Genomic DNA, 22337 nt, shown 5'->3' with positions numbered 1-22337 from the left:
GGGCACGCTCGCCGGTGGGGAGGCTCGCGCGCGGCGGGGCCGCGGCATACGGTGGCACGGATGTCCGCCGCGCAGCCCGACCCCGACGGACCGGACGGCACGGTGTCGGCGGTGGACGCGTTCCGCCGCGCCGAGGACCTCCTCGAGCGCCGCCGGCCCCTCGACGCGCTCAAGATCGTCGTCCCGCTGCTCGAGACCGAGCCCGAGGCGGCGTCCGTGCACCTGCTCGCCGCCCGCGCCTACCTCGCCTCCGCGCAGTTCCGCCGCGCCGAGACGGGCTTCCTGCGCGTGCTCGAGCTCGACCCGTCCGACCACTACGCCCGCTTCGCCCTGGGCCGCACGCTGCAGCGGCAGAGCCGGCTCACCGAGGCCCGCACGCAGCTGCGCATGGCGGCGGCGATGGACCCGCGCCCCGAGTACCAGGAGGCGCTGGGCGAGGTCAGCGCGTCCATCGCCCTGCGCGCCGACCGCGCCGGCGGCGCCTGACCCTCTCGTGTCAGCGAAGTCCCGTCACGGACGTTGAGCGTCCGTATCGGTACTTCGATCATGGGCCGGGGCCGTGTTCATGATCGAAGGATGAATACGGACGTTGAGTGTCCGCGACGCCACTTCGCTGACAGACCTCGCTAGCCCTGGCTGGCGGAGGCGTAGGAGTCGGCGGCGGCGTAGACGCGGCGGCCGTACTCGTCGGAGTAGTTGTACGAGAGCACGGCGTTGCGCCAGCCCGGGCCGGTGGCGAGGTCGCGCCCGCCCGCGCAGAGGTAGCGACCGGCGGCGAGGGCGGCGTCGTCGATGTTGTTCGGGTCCGCGACGCCGTCGCCGTTGCCGTCGGAGCGCCACCTCGCCCAGGTCGACGGGATGAACTGCAGCGGGCCGACGGCGCGGTCGAGCGCGGTGTCGCCGTCGAGGACGCCGCGGTCGGTGTCGCCGATGGTCCGGTTTCCGCCGGTGCCGTCGAGCGGGACGCCGATGATCCGCGGGGTGACGTCGCCGTTCCCGGCGATCGAGGCGCCCCGGTAGCGGCCGTGGTTCGACTCGATGCGCGCGAGGCCCGCGATCGTGACCCACGACAGGTTGCAGCCCGGCTCCTCGGCCTTCACCGCGAGGTCGGCGACGCCGTACGCCTGCAGCGCACGGGCGGGCACGTCGACGCGGCTCGCGATGCCCTCGGCCCAGCTCGCGAGCGAGGTCGGGGCACCGCCGCCGGCCGGGGCGCGCCCGGGCAGCCCGAGCGACGGCGGGGCGAGCGCGTCGGGCTGCGCGACCGTGCCGAGCTGCACCGGCGCGGGCTCGACCTCGAGCGCCGGGATCTCCTCGGCGCCCGCGTCCGGCCGGCCGAACTGGTTGCGCTGGCTGACCAGCACGACGGTCCCGACGACGGCCGCGAGCAGCACCACGACGAGGCCGAGCCGCCCGAGGACCGCGAGCCGACGCCGCGGCGCCGCCTCCTCCGCCGCGACACCGCTGCGCACCGTCGAGCGGCGCGGCGCCGGCTGACGGTCGCGGGAACCCGGGGTGGGATCGGTCGGCGCACTCATCGCGGGGGAGATTACGCGGCGGTAGACAAGGCCTCCGGTTCGCCCGGGCGGCTCAACCCTCCAGGACCGTTCGGCCCCAGTACGCGCCGTCGCCGAGCCCCGGCGGGACCGCGAAGACCGCCGACCCCGTGTGCTCGATGTACTCCATCATCTTGTCCTGGCGCGCCAGCTGGCTCTGCATCGGCACGAACTGCCGGTGCGGGTCACGCATGAACGCCACGAAGAACAGGCCCGCGTCGAGGTGCCCGAACCCGTCGGAGCCGTCGACGAAGTTGTAGCCGCGCCGCAGGATCCGCGCGCCGCCGTTGTTCTGCGCCGAGGCGAGGCGGATGTGCGCGTCGGCACCGATCGGCGACCCCGGGCCGAGGTCCGGCAGGTCGAACTCCCGCGCCTGCCCGATCGGCGCGCCCTCGCCCTTCGTGCGACCGGTGAGCGACTCCTGCTCGGCGAGCGAGGTCCGGTCCCACGTCTCGACGTGCATCCGGATCCGGCGCGCGACGAGGTACGTGCCGCCCGCGAGCCACGCCGGCCCCTGGGCCGGCGGCACCCACACGTGCTCGTCGAGCAGCGCGGTGTCCTCGGCCTTGAGGTTGTTCGTGCCGTCCTTGAAGCCGAAGAGGTTGCGGTGGGTCTGCTGCGTGGTCGACGTCGACGACGTCCGCCCGAACCCGAGCTGCGACCACCGCACCGTCGTCGTCCCGAACCCGGTCCGGATGAGGTTGCGCACGGCGTGCACCGCGACCTGCGGGTCGTTGGCGCAGGCCTGCAGGCACAGGTCACCACCCGAGAGCGCGGGGTCGAGCTGGTCGCCCTGGAACGGCGGCAGGTCCGCGAGCTCGGGCGGGCGCGGGATGCCGAGCTTGTCGAGCAGGCTCCCGCCGATCCCGAACGTGATCGTCAGCGCGGCGGCCGGGAGCCCGAGGGCCTCGCCGGTGTCGCTGGGCGGGGCCTCCGGGTTGCGCTGCACCGCCCCGCCCGGCGCGGCCTCGGCGCCGGCCGTCATCCGCTCCGCGGCCGTCGTCCAGCGCTTGAGCAGGCTGATCACCGCGGCGCGGTCGGTCGTCGTCAGGTCGAGGGCGACGAAGTGCAGCCGGTCCTGCGCCGGCGTGACGATCCCGGCCTGGTGCACGCCGCGGAACGGGACGACGCCCCCGCTCGGGTCGACCGGTGCCTCCGCCGACTCCCCCGCCGCGAACCCGGCGACCGCGCCGGCCCCGGCCAGGGCGGCCCCGGCGCCGGTCCACCCGAGGAGCCGGCGCCGGGAGATGCCCCGCATGCCTGCGCGCGTCATGCCACCACCGTCACGCCGAGATCACCGCCGCGACCTGGCTGACGGGCTCGCCGAGGGCGTCGACGGCCTGGGTCATGCGCTGCTTGTCCTGCTCGGTCAGGGCCGTGTAGAGGACGAACCCGTCGCCCTGGCGGTAGCCCTCGAGGAGCACGTCGATGTCGCGGAAGCGCTGGTCGAGGACGGGGCCCAGGGCCGGGTCGCGCTGGTCGATCACCGGGCGCAGCGCCGCGACCGCGGCCTGCGAGCCGTCCACGTTGGCGCGGAAGTCCCAGAGGTCGGTGTGCGAGTAGCGGTCCTCCTCACCGGTGATCTTGCCGGTGGCGACCTCGTCGAGCAGCTCCTTCGCCCCGTTGGCGAGCTGCAGCGGCGTCAGCTCGATGCCGGCGGTGCGGGCCTGGAGCTCGCGGATGTCGGCCATGAGGCGGTCGGCCATCGCGGTCGAGTCGGGCTGCAGCCCGGTGACCCACAGGTCGCGCTCGAGTCGGTGGTAGCCGGTGAACTCCACGCCGGGCTCGCCGTCGTCGCGCCCGTCGATGCGCGGGTCGAGGTCGCCGAACGACTCGGCCACCGGCTCGATGCGCTCCCAGTAGGTCCGCGCGACCGGGTAGAGCTGCTTCGCGCCCTCGACGTCGCCGCGCTCGACCGCGTCGACGAACTCCTGCGTGCGCGTCACCAGGGCCTCGACCTGCGACGTCGTGTACCGCTTGTAGCCCGACACCGCGCCCGCGAGCAGGGCGTCGCCCTCGGCGGAACCCGGGACGTCGCCGGTCACGGTGAACGGGCCGCGGATGCCGTCGCCGACCATGCCCGGCTTGCACGCCGTCGTGTACTGGCCGCCCTGGGGCACCTCGACGATGAGCTGGCGGGTCAGGCCCGGGCCGATGTTCTCGACCTCGCCGAGGATCCGGTCGCCGGTGCCGAGCAGGTAGAACTCGGTGACCTTGGTGCCGGTGTTCTGCACGGAGAACGACACGTTGCCGGCGGGCGCCTCGGTGACCGAGACCTCGCAGGCCGTGTCGGACGCGCGGACCTGCACCGGCCCGCCCCCGGCGGCACCGCCCGGCGGCGGGGCCGTGCTCGTGCACGCCGACAGCGCGCTCAGGGCGACAACGGCCAGCGCCGCGGTGCTGGCGGCGAGGGACCTGCGGGACATCGTTCTCCTCCGGGCGCGCGTCGGTGCGCTGGTCGAGCGGATCGGGGTTCTCGGGGGGTTCAGACGGCCCGGTCGGCCGGCTGGTCGGGCGCCGGGGTGGGCGCCGGGTCGGGCGCGGCGGCCGGGGCGGTGCGGCGCGGCCGGCGGACGAAGAGCGTGAGCACGGTCGCCACGTAGAGCACCCACACGACCGCCTCGAGCACGGTGGTCTGCGGGGAGAAGTTGAAGACGCCCTTGAGCAGCACGCCGTACCAGGAGTCGGCCGGGATCACGGCGCTGACGTCGAAGGCGAGGGTGTTCAGGCCGGGCAGGATGCCGGCCTCCTGCAGGTCGTGGACGCCGTAGGCGAGGATGCCGGCGGCGACGAAGATCAGCAGGATGCCGGTGACGGTGAAGAACCTGCCCAGGTTCAGCCGCACCGCACCGCGGTAGACGAGGTACGCGAGCACGATCGCGATCGCGATCCCGACGAGGAACCCGACGAGCGGGCCCGTGGTGTCCCCCGCCGCCTGCACGGCCGCGAAGAAGAACACCGCCGTCTCGAGGCCCTCGCGCCCCACGGCCAGCGCGGCCATGACGACCACCGCGATCGAGCCCATCGCGATCGCCTTCTCCAGGCCGCCCTCGAGCTCGGCGGCGATCGTCCGCCCGACGCGGCGCATCCAGAAGATCATCCAGGTGACGAAGCCGACCGCGATGATCGACAGCGAGCCGCCGAGCGCCTCCTGGGCCTCGAACGTCAGCGCCTGCTGGGACAGCGTCAGCGCGAGCGTGACCCCGACGCTCACCGCGATCGCCGCGCCGACGCCGAGCCAGACCTTCGGCAGCTCCCGCCGGCGGTCCGTCCGCACCAGGAACGCCACCAGGATGCTCACGACGAGGGAGGCCTCGAGGCCCTCGCGCAGCCCGATCAGCGCGTTGCCCAGCATGGCGTCCTCTCACCTCGAGGTCAGGTGATGCTCACCTGCGGTGAGGTGAGGCTAGCCTGGCTCAGCCGGACGAGGGAAGACGGCCTCGACCTGATCACAGAAGGTGACCGATTTGTCCGTTTCCTGACGTGGACCTCACGCCGGCCAGAACCGGCGCCACCCCTGCTCGTCGAGGGCGGTCGGGTCCTCGCCCGCCGCGCGCGCCGCGCCCTCGGCCCCGTGGACCCGGCGCGCGAGCTCGCTCGCGGCGGCGCGCAGGTCGCCCTCGGGGTCGGCGTGGTCCGCGACGGCCGCGTACAGCGCATCCCCCGAGGCGCCGGCGAGGAGGTCGTCGGGGATCCCGGCCCGGCGGGCCCGCGAGAGGTACTTGGCGACGAGCGCCGCCGCCGGCTGGGCCCGCGCGACGCCCTCCAGGGCCGACGCGCGCCGCTTCTCGACGGCCTTGAGCTCCTCCCAGCGCACCTGCTGCTCCCCGGGGGTCATCACAGCGCCGGTGATCTTCTCGCCCTCGCCGAAGACGTGCGGGTGGCGGCCCACGAGCTTGCCGACGAGCTCGGCGGCCACCTCGTCGATCCCGAACGGGTCGGCGCGGTCCTCCTGCGCGATCCGCGCGTGGAAGAGCACCTGGAGCAGGACGTCGCCGAGCTCCTCGCGCACCGCGACCCGGTCGTCGTCGGCGACCGCGTCGTAGAGCTCGTAGGTCTCCTCGACGAGGTAGCGCAGCAGCGACGCGGGGGTCTGCGCGGCGTCCCAGGGGCAGCCGCCGGGCGAGCGCAGGCGGTCCATGACGCGCACGGCCTCGAGCAGTTCGGCGCCGGGCGGGGCGCCGGCGGGTCCGGGCACGAGCTCGACGACGGTGCCGTCGACCAGCGGGGCGTCGGGACCCACCGCCCCCAGGTCGCGCGCGAAGGCGTCGGCGACGTCGGCGGGCAGGTCGGGGTGCAGGCGGACCTGGTCGGCCGCGGCCACCGCGCGCACCGCCGCGGCGGGCAGGACGGCGCCGAGCCGGGGGTCGACGGTGACGGTCTGCGGCCTCACGGTGCCGGGCTGCGGACCGGGGTCACGACGCCCACCGCGTCCGGGTCCTGGACGACGTCGAGCTGCGTCGGGTCCCAGGCGCCGTAGCGCGGGCTCACCGTCACGCCGAGCTCGAGCGCGAGCGGCTGGAGCTGGCGCAGGCCGAAGCCGAACATCGTGTCGTCGTCGACCGCGGCGGCCGGGGTGACACCCGGGGGCGGCGGGGTGCCCGGCGCGGCGAGCGTCCGCTCGCGCACGTGGACCACCGACCACGGGCCCTGCGCCGGGTCCTGACCGCTCGCCTGCGACGACGAGCGGCCCGGCGTGATCGTCACCGTGCCGGCGGGCAGGCCGAAGAGCAGCGACGACGCCGACGACTGCAGCCCCGCGCCCTGGTCCTGGCCCGGGCGCACGGTCAGCCCGGTCGGCGGCGTGCCGCCCACCGACCCGAAGAGCTGCGGGGCGCGCGCCGGGTCGGCGGCGACCGCGCGGGCCAGGGCCTCGGCGCTCGCGCGGTCCGGGGCGGTGGCGTAGTCGATGGTGACCTGGAGCCGGTCGAACACGGCGCGGCCGATGTCGCTCGCGGCGATCTGGTCGGCGACGAGCCCGCGGATCGTCGCCGGGTCGAACCCGCTGCCCTGGGCCGCCGCCTCCGCGCCGCCCGCGCGCGCCAGCGCCGCGTCCACCCGCTGCGGGGTGACGACGATGCCGTCGCGGCGCGACTGCTCGGCGATGAGCTCGTGGAGCACCCGGACCGTCACGAGCCGGCGCGACTCCTGCGCCAGCAGCTGTGGCGGGATCGGCGCGCCCGGCGGGATGCCCTGCGCCGCGCCCTGCTGGTCGACCGCGACGCGCAGGTCGGGCGCCGCCGTGCGCAGGCCGCTCTGGATCTCGCTGATCGGGATCACGGTGTCGCCGACGATCGCCGCCGCCCCCGTGCGGTCCGGGCCCGTCCCGCACCCGGCGAGGACGACCAGAGCCACGACCACCGAGGCGACCAGGGAAGACAGGCGAGGCACGGGCGCCACCTTCTCACCCGGGCGGCGGCGTCCCGCACGCCGGGCGGGGGTGCGGGTCGGGTGGGGTTGGGTGGGGTTGGGTTGGGTTGCAGCGAACGCGCTGTTCGCTGCTTCTAGGCGCGCGAAGTCCCCGTTCGCGTCGGCGGGGCCGACACCGCGCCCACCCGAGCGTGACGGCCCCTGATCACCCCACCCGCGCGGTGATCAGGTCGTCGCGGCCGCCGGCTCCGGGAAGAGCTGGCCGAACAGCTGCTCGCACCACGCCAGCAGGGCGAGGTCGCGCAGCGGGGCCGCACCCATGCGCACCGGCCCCTTGCCGTCCGAGCCCTCGACCGGCCGGGGCAGCGAGAGCGTGCGCGACGCGGCCTTGTACTGCGCCCGCGGGTGCAGGCGCCGCAGCCGCATCTGCATCGACTCGGGCAGCTCGACCGGCGCGAACCGGATCATGTTGCCCTGCCCCGCGACCTCGGTGATCCCGTGGCGCCGGCACGCCTGCCGGAACGCGGCGACGGCGAGCAGGTTGCCGACCGGCGTCGGCGGCTCGCCGTAGCGGTCGACGAGCTCCTCGCGCACCGCGTCGAGGGCGGCGGCGTCCGCGGCCTCGGCGATCTTCCGGTAGACGTCGAGGCGCAGGCGCTCGGTGTCGACGTAGTCGTGCGGCACGTGGGCGTCGATCGGGAGGTCGACGCGCACCTCCGCCAGCGGCTCCTCGCCGCCGTCGGCCCCCGCGTGGGCCTTGAACGCCTCGACGGCCTCGCCGACGAGGCGCACGTAGAGGTCGAAGCCCACGCCCGCGATGTGCCCGGACTGCTCGGCGCCGAGGATGTTGCCCGCGCCCCGGATCTCGAGGTCCTTCATGGCCACCGCGGTGCCCGCCCCGAGCTCGGAGTGCTGGGCGACGGTGGCGAGGCGGTCGTGCGCGGTCTCGGTGAGCGGCTGGTCGGCCGGGTAGAGGAAGTAGGCGTAGCCCCGCTCGCGGCCGCGGCCGACGCGCCCGCGCAGCTGGTGGAGCTGCGAGAGCCCCAGGGTGTCGGCGCGCTCGACGACCAGCGTGTTGGCGTTGGCGATGTCCAGGCCGTTCTCGACGATCGTCGTGCAGACGAGGACGTCGTGCTCGCGCTCCCAGAACTCGTTGACCGTGCGCTCGAGGCGCTCCTCGGCCATCTGCCCGTGCGCGGTGGCGATGCGCGCCTCGGGCACGAGGCGGCGCAGGCGCGCGGCGGCGTCGTCGATCGAGCTGACGCGGTTGTGGATGTAGAAGACCTGCCCGTCGCGCAGCAGCTCGCGCCGGATCGCGGCGGCGACCTGCTTCTCCTCGTAGGCGCCGACGTAGGTCAGCGTCGGGTGCCGCTCCTCGGGCGGGGTGAGGATCGTCGACATCTCGCGGATCCCCGCGAGGCTCATCTCCAGCGTGCGCGGGATCGGCGTCGCCGACATCGACAGCATGTCGACGTGGGCGCGCAGCCCGGTGATGTGCTCCTTGTGCTCGACACCGAAGCGCTGCTCCTCGTCGATGACCACCAGCCCGAGGTCCTTCCACGTCACCCCGGTCTGGAGCAGCCGGTGGGTGCCGACGACGACGTCGACGCTGCCGTCGGCCAGGCCGCGGAGGATCCCGTCGACCTCCTTGGCGGGCGTGAAGCGCGAGAGCCCCTTCACGGTGATCGGGAAGTTGCGCATGCGCTCGGTGAACGTCTGCAGGTGCTGCTGGGCGAGCAGCGTGGTCGGCACCAGCACCGCGACCTGCTTGCCGTCCTGCACCGCCTTGAACGCCGCCCGCACCGCGATCTCGGTCTTGCCGTAGCCGACGTCGCCGGAGATGACGCGGTCCATCGGGACCGCCTTCTCCATGTCGGCCTTGACCTCGTCGATCGCCGACGCCTGGTCGGGCGTCTCCGTGTAGGGGAACGCGTCCTCCATCTCCCGCTGCCACGGGGTGTCCGGCGCGAACGCGTGCCCCGGCGCGGACTGGCGCGCGGCGTAGAGCTGCACCAGCGAGGCCGCGATGTCGCGGACCGCCTTGCGCGCCTTCGACTTGGTCTTCGACCAGTCCGAGCCGCCGAGCTTGTTCAGCGTCGGCAGCTCGCCGCCGACGTAGCGGCTGATCTGGTCGAGCTGGTCGGTGGGCACGAAGAGCCGGTCCGAGGCGTGCCCGCGCTTCGACGACGCGTACTCGAGCACCAGGTACTCGCGGGTGGTGCGCGCCGGGCCGGTGCCGGTGGTGCGCTGCGTCATCTCGACGAACTTGCCGATGCCGTGCTGGGCGTGGACGACGTGGTCGCCGGGCTGCAGGGTCAGCGGGTCGACGGCGTTGCGCCGCTTGACCGGGGCCCGCTTGACCGCGCCCTCGGTGCCCGGGCGGGTGCCGGTGAGGTCCGCCTCGGTGATGATCACCAGCGAGGTGCCGCCGGCGGTGATCCCGTCGCCCAGCGCGCCGCGGGTGATGGTGACGACGCCCGCCTCCGGCGTCCCGGCCAGGCCCTCGGCCGCGAGGTGCACGGGCACCTCGTGCTCGCGCAGCTGCTCGGCCGCGCGCTGGGCGGTGCCCGCCGCGGGCACGACGAGCACCCCGGTGCCCCCGGACGCGGCCAGCGCGCGCAGGTCGGCGGCGGCGCGCGGGACGTCGCCGCGGTAGGCCTCGACGCCGGTGAACCCGGGGCGCAGCACGCGGGCGCCGTCACGGGTGTGGGAGTCGTCCTCGACGTCGGGGTCGGTGGCCAGCGAGGAGAGCGTCCACCACGGGCGCCCGGCCTTGGCCGCGACGGCGCGCACGTCGCCGAGGTCGCGGTACGCCGAGGCTCCCAGGTCGATGGGCGCCCGCCCGTCGGCGCCGTCGGCCGCGGCCAGCCAGGACGCCTCGAGGAACTCCTGGCCGGTGCGCACCAGGTCGGCGGCGCGGGTGAGGACGCGCTCGGGGTGGCAGACCAGCACGTGGCCGCCGGCCGGCAGCAGCTCGGGCAGCAGCGCGAGCTCGGGCGCCTCGGCAGCGTCCTCACCCGGGGCGCCCAGCAGCGCCGGGATCAGCGACTCCATGCCCTCCGACGGGATGCCCTCCGCGACGCGGCTGAGCAGCTCGGCGAGCGCCTTGTCCTTGCCGTGCTCGGCGGCGAGCTCCGCGGCGCGGGCCCGCACGGTGTCGGTGAGCAGCAGCTCGCGGCACGGCGGGGCGACGACCTCGGCGGGCCGGGCGTCGGGACCCTCGCCGGGCAGCGAGCGCTGGTCGGCGACGGAGAAGCAGCGCAGCTCCGAGACCTCGTCGCCCCAGAACTCGACGCGCACCGGGGCGGCGGCCGTCGGCGGGAACAGGTCGACGATGCCGCCGCGCACCGCGAACTCGCCGCGCTTCTCCACCATCTCGACGCGCGCGTAGGCGAGGTCGACCAGGCGGGCGGTGAGGTCCTCGAGCTCGTACTCGGTGCCCTCGACCAGGCGCACGGGCGCCAGGTCGCCGAGGCCGGGCACGACGGGCTGGATGAGGCTGCGGGTCGCGGCGACCACCACGCGCAGCGGGGCGTCCGGGGTGTCCTCGGCCTCGGGGTGGGCCAGGCGGCGGAAGACGGTGACGCGCCGGCCGACCGTGTCCGCCCGCGGGGAGAGCCGCTCGTGCGGCAGGGTCTCCCAGCTCGGCAGGTAGGCGACGGCGTCGGGGCCCAGCAGCTCGCCGACGGCGCCGGCGAGCTCCTCGGCCTCCCGCTCGGTCGCGGTGACGACGAGCAGCGGCACGCCGGCCCCGCCCGTGGACTCGCTCGCCGCCAGCGCCCCGGCGAGGAAGGGCCGCAGCCCCGTCGGGCCCTCGACCGCGACGTCGCGCCCGGCCGCGGCGACGACCTCGCGCAGGCCGGGATCGGCCAGCACGGCGGGCAGGAGGGGGGCGAGCGGTGCGGACTCGGGCGACGTGGAGACGTCGGGCAGCACGGCGAGCGACGCAGCGGGCGACAACGCGGGGGGACCCTTCGACGGACCGTCGGGCGCGACCGGGCTCTCGGGCGCGCCGGGGTGATGCCTCCAGGGTACGTGCGCGCCCCGACACCGGCCCCGTGGCTCCGCTCCGGCTCCGGTGCGGCCGGTCACCGTCACGCCCTCGACGCTCGGCAGCCGGCAGCCAACGTTCGCGGCGGAGCCGGCGGTGGGGGCGGGCGGGGGGCGGGGGCGCCGGCGCTGTCGCCACCGGCGCCCCCCGACCCCGTGACGACCGTGCGTGCCCCCCGGTCAACCGCACGGGCCCCTCGGCGCCGCCGAAAAAGTACCGTGCGGTCCGTTCGGCGACAACAGCAGGTCGGGCGCCGGATTCCCCGCCGGGTCGGCGGCGCGCACGGAGGCCGTTCGGGGGCAGGGCCCCACGCCGACCGGACGCGGCGGGCGGCATCATTGACGATCGTGACCCCGAGTCGATCACGACCGGCACGCGCCCTGCTGACCCTCTCGGCGCTGCTGGCCCTGGCCCTCACCGCGTGTGGCGAGGCCACCGAACAGACCTCCGCCGCGCCGCGGCAGGGCGGGGGTGCGGGGGCCGCCCCGGCCCCGACCACCACGGCGCCCACCGGCACCGCCCTGCGCGTGGAGACCGTCGCGGGCGACTTCGCGAACCCCTGGGACGTCGCGTTCGTCGGCGGCGACCGGATGCTCGTCACGCAGCGGGACGGGTCGTTGTCGCTGGTCACGGGCCTGGGGCCGGGCGCGCGGGTCACGCCCGTCACCGCCGACCTGCAGGACGTGTACGCCCGCGGCGAGGGCGGCCTCATGGGCATCGCGGCGGCGCCGGACGTCGAGACCTCCGGCACGTTCGTCACCTGCCAGACCCACCAGGAGGGCGGCCGCCCGGTCGACGTCCGCGTCGTGTCCTGGCGCCTGTCCCCCGACGGCACCCGCGCCGAGAAGGTGCGCGACCCCCTCGTCGGCGGCCTGCCGATCAACCCGTCGGGCCGGCACTCCGGCTGCCGCCCGACCTACGCCCCCGACGGCATGCTGCTCATCGGCACGGGCGACACCGCACGCGCCACCATCCCCCAGGACCGCAACTCCCTCGGCGGCAAGGTGCTGCGCGTCGACCCCGCCACCGGCGGACCCGCGCCGGGCAACCCCTTCGCCACGTCCGGCAGCGCCTCGGAGCGGCTGATCTCCGGGTACGGCCACCGCAACGTCCAGGCCGTCGCGATCCAGCCCGGCACCGGCCGCGCCTGGAGCGCCGAGCACGGCCCGGACATCGACGACGAGGTCAACGTCGTCATCCCGGGCTCGAACTACGGCTGGGACCCGGCGCGGGGCGGCGAGTCGCCCGGTGGCTACGACGAGGACGTGCCGATGACCGACCTCGACCGCTACCCGGACGCGGTCCCCGCGGCCTGGAGCTCCGGCGACCCCACCGAGGCCATCAGCGGCGCGACGTTCCTCGACGGCCCGGCGTGGGGCGACATGGCCGGGATGCTCGCGGTGTCGGCGCAGCGGGGCGAGAAGCTCTTCTTCATGCGGCCCGGTCAGGGCGCGGACGAGAACCGGATCGTCGAGGTCACCGCGCCGGCCGAGCTCGACGGCGAGTTCGGACGGCTGCGCGGGGCGCGGCTCGGCCCCGACGGGGCGCTCTACCTCACCACCGACAACGGGTCGGACGACGTCATCCTCCGCGTGACGCGCGGGTGACCGGACCCCCTCCCGACCGGCCCGGGCCCGGCGGGCACCGCCCCGGTCCTCCGGCGGGAGGGCCCGGCGGTCCGCGCCCGGGGCCGCCGTACCGCTCCGGGCCCCCGGGACCCCAGGGCGGCCGGTCCCCCGGACCGCCGCCGGCGTCCGGCCCGCCGACGCGCCACCTGCCGCCGCCCGGCGCGGAAGGCCCCGGGCGGTCCGGGCGGCCCGAGCGACCCGAGCGGCCGACGACGGCGATGCCCCGGACCGGCGCCGCGACCGGCGAGCGCGGCGGTGCCCGGGCACCGCGCGGACAGGGCTCGGGGGTGGGCTCGGTCCTGGGTGCCGCGCGCCGGCGCTTCGAGGCACCGGGGCCGGGGGCCATCGGGGCCGCGGTGGTCCTCGGGCTCCCCGCGGCCGTCGTGATGTTCTCCGACCTGCTCGGTATCGACCACCGCACGCCGTTCGTGCAGACCATCGCGTTCCGGCCCCAGCTCGCGGCGGGCACGGTGGTGTTCGCCGTGCTCGTGGCGGTCGTCGCGCGGCGGTCGTGGCCGACGGCGCTGGCGCTGGGGCTGGTCGGCGTGCTCGGGCTCGCGATGGTGCTGCCGCGCGCCGTCGGGTCCGGGCAGACGGGCGCCACGGGCGGGCCCGAGCTGACCGTGCTCACCGCGAGCGCCTACCTCAGCCGCGCGGATCCCGACGCGCTCGCCCGCCTCATCACCTCCCGCACCCCCGACGTCGTCGTGCTCCCGGAGGCGCGCGGCGATCTGCGGGAGAGCCTCCAGGAGGCGCTGGTCGACGAGTCCGGCGGCGAGGAGGGGACGAGCGGCTACCGCGTCTACGCCGCCGACGCCGAGAGCGACGACAGCCCGATGACGGTGTTCGTGCGCCGCGAGCTGGGCCGTCCGACGGTCACGCCGAACCGGGACACGGAGTTCCCGTCGCTGATCGTCGACCTCGCCGACGTCGACGGCCGGGCGGTGCGCGTCGTCGCGACGCACCCGCAGTCGCCCAAGCCCGGCGACACGAACGCCTGGCGGCGCGACGTCGCGGCGCTGTCGCGCTGGTGCACCGGCGAGCGCCCGACCGTCGTCGCGGGCGACCTCAACGCGACCCTCGACCACGCCGAGCTGCGCGAGGCCATCGCGGGGTGCACCGACGCCGCGAGCGACGTGGGCGCGGGCCTCATGGGCACCTGGCCGGCAGCGGCGCCACGGCTGCTCGGGGTGCAGATCGACCACGTGCTGGTCTCGGGCGGCCCGACCGCCCGGGAGGTCGACATCGTCGACGTCCCGGGCAGCGACCACCGGGGGATCCTCGCCCGCGTCGGCCTGGGCTGAGCGCGCCTCAGTTGCGGCGCAGACCCGGCCGAGGGGCCGGCACGGCGCGGGTCGCGGTCCCGGGGAGCGTTCGGGCGGCGGCGAGCCGGGCGGGGTCGACGCCGCGCTGGGCCGGCATGCCGGGGGCGTGGCCGTCCTCGAGACCGCGGCGCCACGCCTCGTCGAGCGCGGCCCGGGCGCCGTCACGCACGGAGTGCAGCATGTCGTGCATGGACACCCCGAGCGGGCGCGGCACGAGCGGCGAGTCGGCCAGCCGCGTCAGGGGCTCCAGGCGCCCGACCGCGTCCTGCAGGATCGCCGCCGCGGCGACGGGGCCGTCCGGCGGCTGCGCGACGATCCGGTCGCCCAGCGCCGTCTGCCACTGGCGCACGCGCTCGGCGAACGCGGCGGACAGCCGCTCGAGCAGCCGCGCCTCCACGTAGGAACCGAAGCCGCCGCGGACGGGACCGAGTCCCTCGGTCGACGGGTCCTCGCCCCGCCGGAAGGCCTCCAGCCAGCTGACCCAGGCGGCGTAGCCGCCGCGGGGCGGGGCGCTCATCGTCGTCGCCCCGTCGACAGGAGTGCTGTCGTACTCACGTTCGTACCCTTCACCACGCGCCGCGATCGCCGGCGGTGTGCTCGTCCCGGTGGGCGCGCCGTTGCGCCCGGATACGGCCCGGAAGTCGCTCGACGGTCGGGTGGTGTTTCGCCCGGAGGCCAGATCCGTGCAGGTTCGCCCGGGCAGAGCAGTCGCGCCCCACCACGGTGTGAGCCGGCACGCAGCGGCGAGCCACCGACCGCGCCTGCTGTCCGCGGAACGAAGCCGGGTCGAGCGCGGGCCTCGCGCTCCGTCAGGCGCGGACGACCAGCGTCTTCGCGGCCATGTCGCCCACGCGCTGGTGGCGCGCGGAGGTCGACATGACGATCAGCCCGACGATGCCGGCGAACAGCCCGTCGACGACGAGGAGCAGCCAGCGCACCGCGCACTGTCCGAGGGTCGGGACGCCGCCGTCCTCCTCGCGGACGATCCGGATGTTCAGCCAGCTCATCGCCGGCGTCTGCCCCTGGTGCGTGGAGGGCCAGTAGGCGAAGACGGCGAACCCCGCCCCGAGCCCGAGCAGCAGGGCGAGGACGTAGCCGATCCCGATGAGCGTGAACGCCGTCGACGGGTCGCTCGAGGCGCCGGCGATGCCGATGACGACGAACAGCACGACGAAGGTCGGGACCGCGGTCAGCAGCCCGTCGAGGATGTACTGCCCGACCCGGGACCCGACGACCTCCGTGGGGTCGCCGCCGGGCGCCCCGTAGACGGGCGGGCCGTAGCCGGGCTGCTGGCCGTACCCCGGCTGGCCGTACCCCGGCTGGCCGTAGCCGGGCTGCTGGCCGTAGCCGGGCTGCTGGCCGTAGCCGGGCTGCTGTCCGTAGCCGGGCTGCTGTCCGTAGCCGGCGTCGGGCTGGGCGAACGACTGCCCGGGGGCGCCGTACCCCGGCTGGCCGTACCCCTGCTGGCCCGGCGGCTGCCCGTACGGGGCCGGCTGCTGTCCGCCCCACGGGCCGGGGCCGCCGGCCGCGGGGTCACCGCCGGACGGGCCGTACTGCCCTCCGGGGGAGGCCCCGAAACCCGACTGCTGCTGGTGTTCGCCGGGGTTGCTCACGCTCTGTTCTCCCGAAGTCGTCGACGAGGGCGATCCGCTCCCCGAGTGGCTGCTGACCGTAGTGCCCGCCCCGCCACAGCGGCCGCCACCGAGCCCGTGCCACCGGTCCGGGGGCAGCGCGCTACGCCCACGGCGCGGCAGCATGCCACCGACCGATCACACAGGGCAGCAGCGGACGGGCCGTCCGGGGCACCGGCTCACCCTCGCGGCCCCAATCCGTCCCTCACGCTCCGCTCCCGGCGTGGACCACCCCTTTGCCCGGCGCGCCTCGCCCGACCGGAGCATGACACCCCGGGGGCCTCGCGCGTTGGGTGTAGGTCAGGTCACGACACCGCAACATCCCGGGAGGAGGTCACGATGACCGTCCCGCCCCGGCCCACGACGACGGGCCCCTCGGCCGCGATCGTCGCCGTGCCCACCCCCCGGTCCGCGCGCACCTCGTCCCCGGTCCCGGCACCCGGCCCCTCGGACCCCGCCGGATTCGCGGACGTCGCCGGCATCGCCTGGATCGTCCGCGAGGTCACCCACGTCCCCGGCGTCCTGCGCCTGCGCGACGGGCGGCTGAGCTTCGAGTCCACGCGGGGCGTGCGCTTCCACGGGACACCGGACGAGCTGGACCTCGAGGTCGGCCGCTCGGCCCGCACGGGTCTGCACGTCACCGCCGCGGGCGAGCGGCTGCGCGTGTGCGTCGTCCGGCCGGCCGGCGGCGTCGCGCCGTGCCGCGAGCTCGTCGACCGGGCCGTCGACGGCGTCCCGGACACCGCCGGCGAGAGCGACGCGTGGGCGGTCTGGACCCCCCTGCTCGCGCCCGAGCCGCCGGCCGCTCCGCGGGTGCGCCCGCGGCGCTTCGCGTTCGCGCGCCACCCCCTGCGCGCCCAGGGCGCCTGGCCGACCTGAGTCGTTCCGGGGCCGCTTCCCCGACCGGCCGGTCAGCGGCCCGCCCGAGGTAGCGACGCCCACCGGTCACCGGACGGCCGTCCGTCGGGAGCCCTGTCGGCGGCGGCATCGGCCGACGTGTCGGCCGACGTGTCGGCGGACGCGTCGGCCGACACGTCCGCAGCGTCCCCGTCGTCCTCGTCGTCCCGCCAGGCGTGACGGGAGCGCGACGTGGCCGGTCGCCGCTCGCCGTCCTCGGGGCCGGGGCGGGCCGGGGTGTCGCCGTGGCCGTCTCCGTGGCCGTCTCCGTGGCCGTCTCCGTGGCCGTCTCCGTGGCGGGCGTGGGCGTGCCCGTCCGGGGTCGGCGACACCGCGTCGTCGGTGGGCGGCGGTCGGGACGGCGTGTACTGCCCGGGCACCGCCGCGTCCCCGGTCATCGCGCCGGGGGGCGGGACCGGGGTACCGGGCGGCGCTCCTCCGCCCGTCGCGGGCGGGCCGAGGGGCCAGCCCTGGGTCGCGCGGGGGTGCTGAGCGGGCGGCGGGCCGGCGGGCACCGGCGCACCGGGCGGACCCGGCTGGTGGGGACCCCCCGGCGGCGGACCTCCCGGCGGCGGACCTCCCGGCAACGGCACCCCGGGTCGACCCGGCTGATTGGGCACTGCGGGACGCGCACCGGGTGGCGGACCGGGCGGCCCACCCCGCGGCGGCATCCCCACCGGCATCCCCACCGGCATCCCGGGCGGCGGCCCCACCGGACCCGGTGGCGGCCCGCCCGGCATCCCCGGCGGCATCGCGTGCGGCATCGTGTAGCGACCGGTCGGCGCCGGGCGGCGCGGCGGGCGCATCGGCCAGGGCACGCCCGCGCCGATGGCGTCGACCAGCGGCCGGATCGCCGCGTGCATGAGCCGCGCGGCCTCGGCGTGCTCGGGGGCCTCGCCCTGCACCGGGTCCGGGATGGCGTCGTCCTCGGCGTCGACCGGTGCGCCCTGGCCCCGCTGCGCGAGCGCCGCGGCGACGAGGGCGTGCGCGCGCTCGCGCGGGTCGGCGGGCAGGGCGGCGTGGTCGGCGGGGTCGAGGCTCCCGAGCAGGCGCGCGAACTCCCGCATCGTGAACGTGCTGCGCAGCGCGCGCGGCTCGAGCTCGAGCACCGCCGAGCGGTGCGAGCGACTGACGGTGAGCACGAGGTCGGCGAGCTCGACGTCACGCGCGGGCAGCTGGCGGGCCCGGAAGGCGGCGACGTCGGGGTGCGTCGCGAGCGGGCCGAGCTGGGCGCGCGACAGCGGGTGCATCTCCGCGCCGACGACCGCGCCCGTCCCGCCGCTCGCGACGTCGAACCACGACGCCCAGCGCGGACCGAGCCGCATCTCGAGCAGCGCACGGGCGTGGAACCGGGCGAACGGCGATCGGCAGATGTTGCCGGTACAGACGAACAGGAGCCGGAAACGCCGCGGCGCCCCGTCTCCCCGACCGTCCATACCGCCGATCGTCGCAGTCCAGCGCGGTTCCCGCGAGCCGTCGCCTCAGGTGACCTGCCCGTTCGTGCCGCGGACCCCCCGGAGGAGCGCCGGCACGGCCGTGCGGAGGGTCGATCAGCAGGTCGATCAGTGGGTCGATCAGCGGGTCGATCAGCGCCCGTGGCGGGCGAACGCCTCCAGGTCCAGCACCACGCGCGCGACGCGCAGGGCGGTGACGACCGCGTCGACCTCCACCGCCGACGCGGCGCGCTCCTCGGCGTCGAGGCGACCGAGCAGCGCCTCGGCCGCGTCGTGGAGCGTGCCCGCCATGTCCGCGGCGCCGGCGAGGTCCTCGGCGGCGAGGCCGGTCGACCACCCCGCCTCGGGCACGCCGGACGCCGACAGGTCGAGCGCCCGCAGGAGCGCCCGCCGGTCGGGGTCGTCCTCGGTCCCGCCCTCCAGCTGCGCGAGCTCCGCGACGAGCTGGTCGACCGCGGCGACCAGGTCGGCCGGCGCGGCGCCGGCCCTGCCGAAGGTCGGGGGCGGGACCACGCCCTCGGGGCTGCGCGGCGCGGGGATCACCGCCTGCTCCGGCTCCAGGCGCGCACGTGCCTCGCGCAGCCGGGCGGTGAGACGTCCACCGGCGGGCTCGTCGGCGGCCCGGTCCGGGGTCGGGTCGGCAGCCTCCCCAGGAGCCGTGCCGGTCCGATCAGCGGCGTGGTCGGGAACGTCGTCCGGGGCCTGCGCCGCGGTCCGGTCCGCGGCCGGGACCGCCCCGGTGGCCGCGCGCGGGGCGGGCACGACGGGTTCGGGTGCGTCCGGGCGGGTCTCGGCGCCGTCCCGGGCCTCGCCCGCGGGGGCGTCGCCGGCGGCGGTGCCGGCGGCGGTGTCGGCGTCGGTGTCGGCGTCGGTGGCGGCGGCGGCGGCGCTCGCGTCGGGAGCGGGCCCGGCGTCCTCCACCCCGTCCTGCGTCCCGTCGTGCACCCCACCGTCGGGTTCGGCAGTCACGAGTGTCTCCGGGGTCGCGGCGTCGGTCGACAACGGCGCTCCTTCATGGGCGAGGTCGTGTCGCCGCCGGGTGCCCCCAGGGCGACGAAGCGGCGACACAGGGTCACCCGGTGGATCGTCCCTGCCAGCCTGACGCGTTGCGGACGGCTCACGGAACAGCCCGTTCGGGGGATCTCCTTCACCCGTTGGACCGCTCACCAGCACGAGGCGCGGCCGTTGGGCGCTGCCGGTTGGGCTGTGTGGGCGTACGTCGTACGGCACGGACGGTGTCGAACTCGCCGGGGAAGGGTCCGGCGGGCACGTCGGCGGGGGTGTCAGTGCAGGTCCCGGGGCCGCGGGCCGGACGGGACGCCGCGACCGGTCCGCGCCATGAGGGCGCGTCGGGTCGCCGACGCCGAGCTGCCACGGAGGCGGCTGACGATGACGACGCCGGCGAACGCCAGACCGTTCACCGCGCCGAGGCCGAGCATCGCGACCTCGAGCACCTGCTCGTCGGCGAACGACCCGCCGGGGTCCGGGGCGTCGAGCGCCCCGCCGTACGGGACCGGCGCCGGCGCGGGCACGGGGTCGGCGGCCAGCGCGGGCCCGGGGTCGGGCAGCTCTGCCCCGAGCAGCAGCCCACCGGCCACGAGCAGACCGACAGCGGCGCCGCGCGCGACGACGGTCGTCAGCCGACGCGCCCTGCCGGGGACCGCACCACCGGAGCCGTCGGCCCCGCCTCCGCACCCACGCTCGCCCATGTGCCCGCCCCGTCCGCCCGGTGTGTCCTCGGGCACTCATCGGGGCGTTCCGGTGGGCTCGTTACCGACACGACGCCGGAACGGCACGACACACCGTGATCGTGACCGGACCGTGATCGACGTGTCCGATCCGTCCGGTCTCCGCAGCGCACGGCGCTGCGGCGCGGGGCTCAGACCCGCTCGGCCTGGTAGTCGTCGACGACCTGGCGGTACTCGTCGTCGCTGATCTCGCGGCCCAGCAGCCGGCCGGCGAGGCGGCGGGCGAGGCGGGCCACGTCGGGCTCCAGGTCCGAGGAGACCGACGAGCGCTGGGAGGCGAGCTCCTCGCGGCCCTGGGCGACGAACGACGACGCCTCCTCGCGCGCGGCGGCGAGGACCTCGTCGCTGCGGCGCTGGCCCTCCTCGCGGGCGGTGTCGCGGATGCGGGCGGCCTCGTCGCGGGCCTCGCCGATGCGGGTGCGGTACTCGGCGTGCACGCGGCGCGCCTCGGCGCGTGCCTGCTCGGCACGCTCGAAGCCGCCCTCGATGCGGTCGTGGCGCTCGGCGTAGACCTTCTCCAGCCGCGGCAGCAGGACCCGGCTCAGGACGAGGTAGAGCGCGCCGAACGCGATCATCCCGATCACGATCTCGTGCCAGATCGGGCTGAGCACGAAGTAGCCGCCACTCGCCAGAGGGGTCATCGCCGGCTGCACCGCCTGTTCGGTCGTCATCTCGCGCTGTGGAACGTCTCCGACACGACGTCGTCGGCCGGGCGCTCGCGCACAGTCTGTCCGATCTCTCCCGGCGAAGCGACCCGGGGTGGGCCGACGGGGCGCCGCCACCCTGCGGGAACGCCCGCGCGGGCGCCCCCTAGGGTGCCGCCGTGGGTGACTACAAGCTGGTGGCCGTGGGCACGGACGGGTCCTCCTCGGCCACGCTCGCCGTCGGGCGTGCCGCCCGGATCGCCGCGGACGCGGGCGCCAAGCTCCTCATCATCTGCGCCTACGAGCGCTCGAGCCGCCAGGGCGGGCGCGACCAGGCGGAGGCGGAGCGCGCGCTCGGCGACGAGGCGTACAAGATCATCGGTGCGAACCCCGCCGAGGAGAAGCTCCGCGACGCCCGCGACGTCGCGCGGCGCGAGGGCGCCGAGGAGGTCAACACCGTCGCCGTCGAGGGCGAGCCGGTGCAGGCCATCTGCGACAAGGTCGAGCTGCACCACGCCGACCTCGTCGTCGTCGGCAACAAGGGGCTCGCGAGCTTCGCCGGGCGTCTGCTCGGCTCGGTGCCCGCGGAGGTCTCCCGCCGCTCCCCGACCGACGTGCTGATCGTCCACACCACGTAGACGGACCTCAGCGCGCCGCTTCCTCCAGCGGCACCGTCGAGTCGACCTGCTCGACGAGGTCGCCGCGCCGCGGCGCCGGGGTGGCCGGCGTCGGCGGCGTCGCCCACGTGCCCGGCACCGAGCAGTACGGCGCCGCGCGGTGGCGTCCGAGCAGGTCGGACAGCGGCGCGTCGGCGAGCACGTCGGCCAGCGCGTGCTCGAAGGAGCGCCGGCTGCCGCGGTCGCGCGGACGCGCCAGGGCCTCGGCGAGCCGGCGGGTGAGGCGCTCGGAGTCGGCGAGGAACGTCGTCAGCGACAGCCGCCCCCGCCCCAGCTCGCGGCGGCAGCGGCCGGCCACCGTGTCGCCCTCGCCGACGATGCACACCTCCACGTCGACGTCGCCGTCCTCGAGCAGCGACCCGGCAGGCCCGGCGCCCTCGGGCGTGGGGCGCGCCATGGTCGCGCGGAAGACGGCGTTGGTGACGCGGTCGGCGGGCTCGCGCACGAGGGAGGCGAGCAGGTTCCAGCCGCCGCGGCTCTCGAGCACGTCGCGCAGGCCGCGGACGTCGACGGTCAGCCGCCGCACGCGCACGCCCTCGTCGGCCCGCTCGAGCAGCTCCTCGACGGTGTCGGGGCGGGGTGCGTCGCCCGGGACGACGACGTGCAGCCGCGGGACCGCGGGCGTGCCGGGGACCTGGGGGTCGATGCCGCACACCGCCACCTCCGGCGCGGGCGGGCGGGCCGCCTCGCGCGCCGGGGTGTCGAGGTACTCCATCCCGACCATGACCTCGGGACCGGGCACGACGCGGGCCGTGGTGGAGGCCCGGGCCGTCGCGCCGGCCCCGCGGGTGGTGATCGTGGTGGTACGGCGACGGACGAACGGGATGCGCACGAGCTCTCCGCTCACTCGGCTCCGGAACCGCCCACGATGCCATGCCGACGTGATCGCCGCCACGTCGAACGATTCAGGAGACCCGGACGCCCGCGAACGATCACCCGTCCTGGTGCGGGCCTCACCCGGCCGTCGACCCGTCGAGCCTCCGTTCGAGGTCGGCGAGCGTCTGCTCGAGGTCCTGCTGGACGGCCGGGTCGTCGGTGCCGGGCGTGTGGAGGGTGACGGTGACGCGGGAGTCCTCGTCGCCGATGCCGGTCACGAACAGCTCGCCGTGGTAGTCCGCGACGCGGTCGGCGCCCCACCGCACGCTGCGCGCGTCGGCGTCGGCGTGCATCCAGGCCCGGTCCTCGTGCTGCTCGCCGCCGCCGACGGCGACGACGTCGACCTCCTCGCCGCCGGCGCGCTTCGCCTGCTGCAGGCCGCTGACCCACTCCGGCAGGTGCTCGGCGTCGGAGAGGTACGCGAAGACCTCCTCGGGCGGACGGCGGACGTCGATGCTGTGCTGGAAGTCGCCCATGCGT

At 76.4% G+C, this 22337-nt stretch carries 20 protein-coding genes; 5 read left to right on the top strand and 15 right to left on the bottom strand.

What is annotated here, in order from left to right; genetic code table 11:
- Positions 1-60 precede the first annotated feature (60 nt).
- Positions 61-486, top strand: a complete 426-nt coding sequence (locus PGB27_RS16320; protein ID WP_274201429.1) for a tetratricopeptide repeat protein — start codon at positions 61-63, stop codon at positions 484-486.
- A gap of 140 nt (positions 487-626) precedes the next feature.
- On the opposite strand, the gene PGB27_RS16315 is transcribed toward PGB27_RS16320, so the two are convergent.
- The 7 genes from PGB27_RS16315 to mfd form a co-directional block, all read right to left on the bottom strand.
- On the bottom strand, positions 627-1538 hold the full coding sequence (locus PGB27_RS16315) for a lytic transglycosylase domain-containing protein (protein WP_274201428.1): 912 nt from the start codon (positions 1536-1538) through the stop codon (positions 627-629).
- Between the two features lie 52 nt (positions 1539-1590).
- Positions 1591-2829, bottom strand: coding sequence for an iron uptake transporter deferrochelatase/peroxidase subunit (gene efeB / locus PGB27_RS16310; RefSeq protein WP_274201427.1), 1239 nt, complete (start codon positions 2827-2829; stop codon positions 1591-1593).
- A 10-nt stretch (positions 2830-2839) separates the two neighbouring features.
- Positions 2840-3982 carry an iron uptake system protein EfeO gene (gene efeO, locus PGB27_RS16305; RefSeq protein ID WP_274201426.1) on the bottom strand — a complete coding sequence of 381 codons (1143 nt, stop codon included), beginning with the start codon at positions 3980-3982 and terminating at the stop codon, positions 2840-2842.
- Positions 3983-4041: 59 nt separating this feature from the next.
- Complete coding sequence (gene efeU, locus PGB27_RS16300) at positions 4042-4911, bottom strand: iron uptake transporter permease EfeU (protein ID WP_274201425.1); 870 nt, start codon at positions 4909-4911, stop codon at positions 4042-4044.
- A 135-nt stretch (positions 4912-5046) separates the two neighbouring features.
- The gene (locus PGB27_RS16295) at positions 5047-5949 is read right to left on the bottom strand and encodes a MazG family protein (RefSeq protein ID WP_274201424.1); all 903 of its coding nucleotides are present in this window, start codon (positions 5947-5949) and stop codon (positions 5047-5049) included.
- Positions 5946-6947: a hypothetical protein gene (locus PGB27_RS16290; protein ID WP_274201423.1), complete on the bottom strand. Its 1002-nt coding sequence runs from the start codon at positions 6945-6947 to the stop codon at positions 5946-5948. The genes PGB27_RS16295 and PGB27_RS16290 overlap by 4 nt, the downstream gene beginning before the upstream one ends.
- Before the next feature lie 204 nt (positions 6948-7151).
- Complete coding sequence (gene mfd / locus PGB27_RS16285) at positions 7152-10886, bottom strand: transcription-repair coupling factor (RefSeq protein ID WP_408630078.1); 3735 nt, start codon at positions 10884-10886, stop codon at positions 7152-7154.
- Positions 10887-11324: 438 nt separating this feature from the next.
- Here mfd and PGB27_RS16280 point away from each other — a divergent pair, with 438 nt between their 5' ends.
- Positions 11325-12584: a PQQ-dependent sugar dehydrogenase gene (locus tag PGB27_RS16280; protein WP_274201422.1), complete on the top strand. Its 1260-nt coding sequence runs from the start codon at positions 11325-11327 to the stop codon at positions 12582-12584.
- Positions 12585-12823: 239 nt separating this feature from the next.
- Complete coding sequence (locus PGB27_RS16275) at positions 12824-13909, top strand: endonuclease/exonuclease/phosphatase family protein (protein ID WP_274201421.1); 1086 nt, start codon at positions 12824-12826, stop codon at positions 13907-13909.
- Positions 13910-13916: 7 nt separating this feature from the next.
- Here the strand turns inward: PGB27_RS16275 and PGB27_RS16270 are convergent, their stop codons facing one another.
- On the bottom strand, positions 13917-14447 hold the full coding sequence (locus tag PGB27_RS16270) for a hypothetical protein (RefSeq protein WP_274201420.1): 531 nt from the start codon (positions 14445-14447) through the stop codon (positions 13917-13919).
- A 292-nt stretch (positions 14448-14739) separates the two neighbouring features.
- Positions 14740-15543: an RDD family protein gene (locus PGB27_RS16265; protein WP_274201419.1), complete on the bottom strand. Its 804-nt coding sequence runs from the start codon at positions 15541-15543 to the stop codon at positions 14740-14742.
- Positions 15544-15900: 357 nt separating this feature from the next.
- Between PGB27_RS16265 and PGB27_RS16260 the strand changes: the two genes are divergently transcribed.
- On the top strand, positions 15901-16440 hold the full coding sequence (locus PGB27_RS16260) for a hypothetical protein (RefSeq protein WP_274201418.1): 540 nt from the start codon (positions 15901-15903) through the stop codon (positions 16438-16440).
- A 32-nt stretch (positions 16441-16472) separates the two neighbouring features.
- Here the strand turns inward: PGB27_RS16260 and PGB27_RS16255 are convergent, their stop codons facing one another.
- The 4 genes from PGB27_RS16255 to atpF form a co-directional block, all read right to left on the bottom strand.
- Entirely contained in the window at positions 16473-17894 is a 1422-nt protein-coding gene (locus PGB27_RS16255) for an arsenate reductase/protein-tyrosine-phosphatase family protein (RefSeq protein ID WP_274201417.1), read from the bottom strand.
- A gap of 150 nt (positions 17895-18044) precedes the next feature.
- Positions 18045-18881: a hypothetical protein gene (locus PGB27_RS16250; RefSeq protein ID WP_274201416.1), complete on the bottom strand. Its 837-nt coding sequence runs from the start codon at positions 18879-18881 to the stop codon at positions 18045-18047.
- Between the two features lie 314 nt (positions 18882-19195).
- Positions 19196-19510 carry a hypothetical protein gene (locus PGB27_RS16245; RefSeq protein WP_274201415.1) on the bottom strand — a complete coding sequence of 105 codons (315 nt, stop codon included), beginning with the start codon at positions 19508-19510 and terminating at the stop codon, positions 19196-19198.
- Positions 19511-19791: 281 nt separating this feature from the next.
- Complete coding sequence (gene atpF, locus PGB27_RS16240) at positions 19792-20331, bottom strand: F0F1 ATP synthase subunit B (protein ID WP_274201414.1); 540 nt, start codon at positions 20329-20331, stop codon at positions 19792-19794.
- A 152-nt stretch (positions 20332-20483) separates the two neighbouring features.
- Here atpF and PGB27_RS16235 point away from each other — a divergent pair, with 152 nt between their 5' ends.
- A complete protein-coding gene (locus PGB27_RS16235; protein ID WP_274201413.1) occupies positions 20484-20942 on the top strand; it encodes a universal stress protein in 459 nt (152 codons plus the stop codon).
- A 7-nt stretch (positions 20943-20949) separates the two neighbouring features.
- Here the strand turns inward: PGB27_RS16235 and PGB27_RS16230 are convergent, their stop codons facing one another.
- Together PGB27_RS16230 and PGB27_RS16225 are read right to left on the bottom strand one after the other, a co-directional pair.
- A complete protein-coding gene (locus tag PGB27_RS16230; protein WP_274201412.1) occupies positions 20950-21813 on the bottom strand; it encodes a hypothetical protein in 864 nt (287 codons plus the stop codon).
- Positions 21814-21934: 121 nt separating this feature from the next.
- Positions 21935-22333 (bottom strand): SRPBCC family protein, encoded by a 399-nt coding sequence (locus tag PGB27_RS16225; protein ID WP_274201411.1) that lies wholly within the window; start codon positions 22331-22333, stop codon positions 21935-21937.
- Positions 22334-22337 lie beyond the last annotated feature (4 nt).

Source organism: Actinomycetospora lemnae (assembly GCF_028737315.1).
In the GTDB taxonomy this organism is placed as follows: domain Bacteria; phylum Actinomycetota; class Actinomycetes; order Mycobacteriales; family Pseudonocardiaceae; genus Actinomycetospora; species Actinomycetospora lemnae.
Note: the sequence above shows the minus strand (reverse complement) of the source record. Positions and strands in the feature narration are given on the sequence as shown.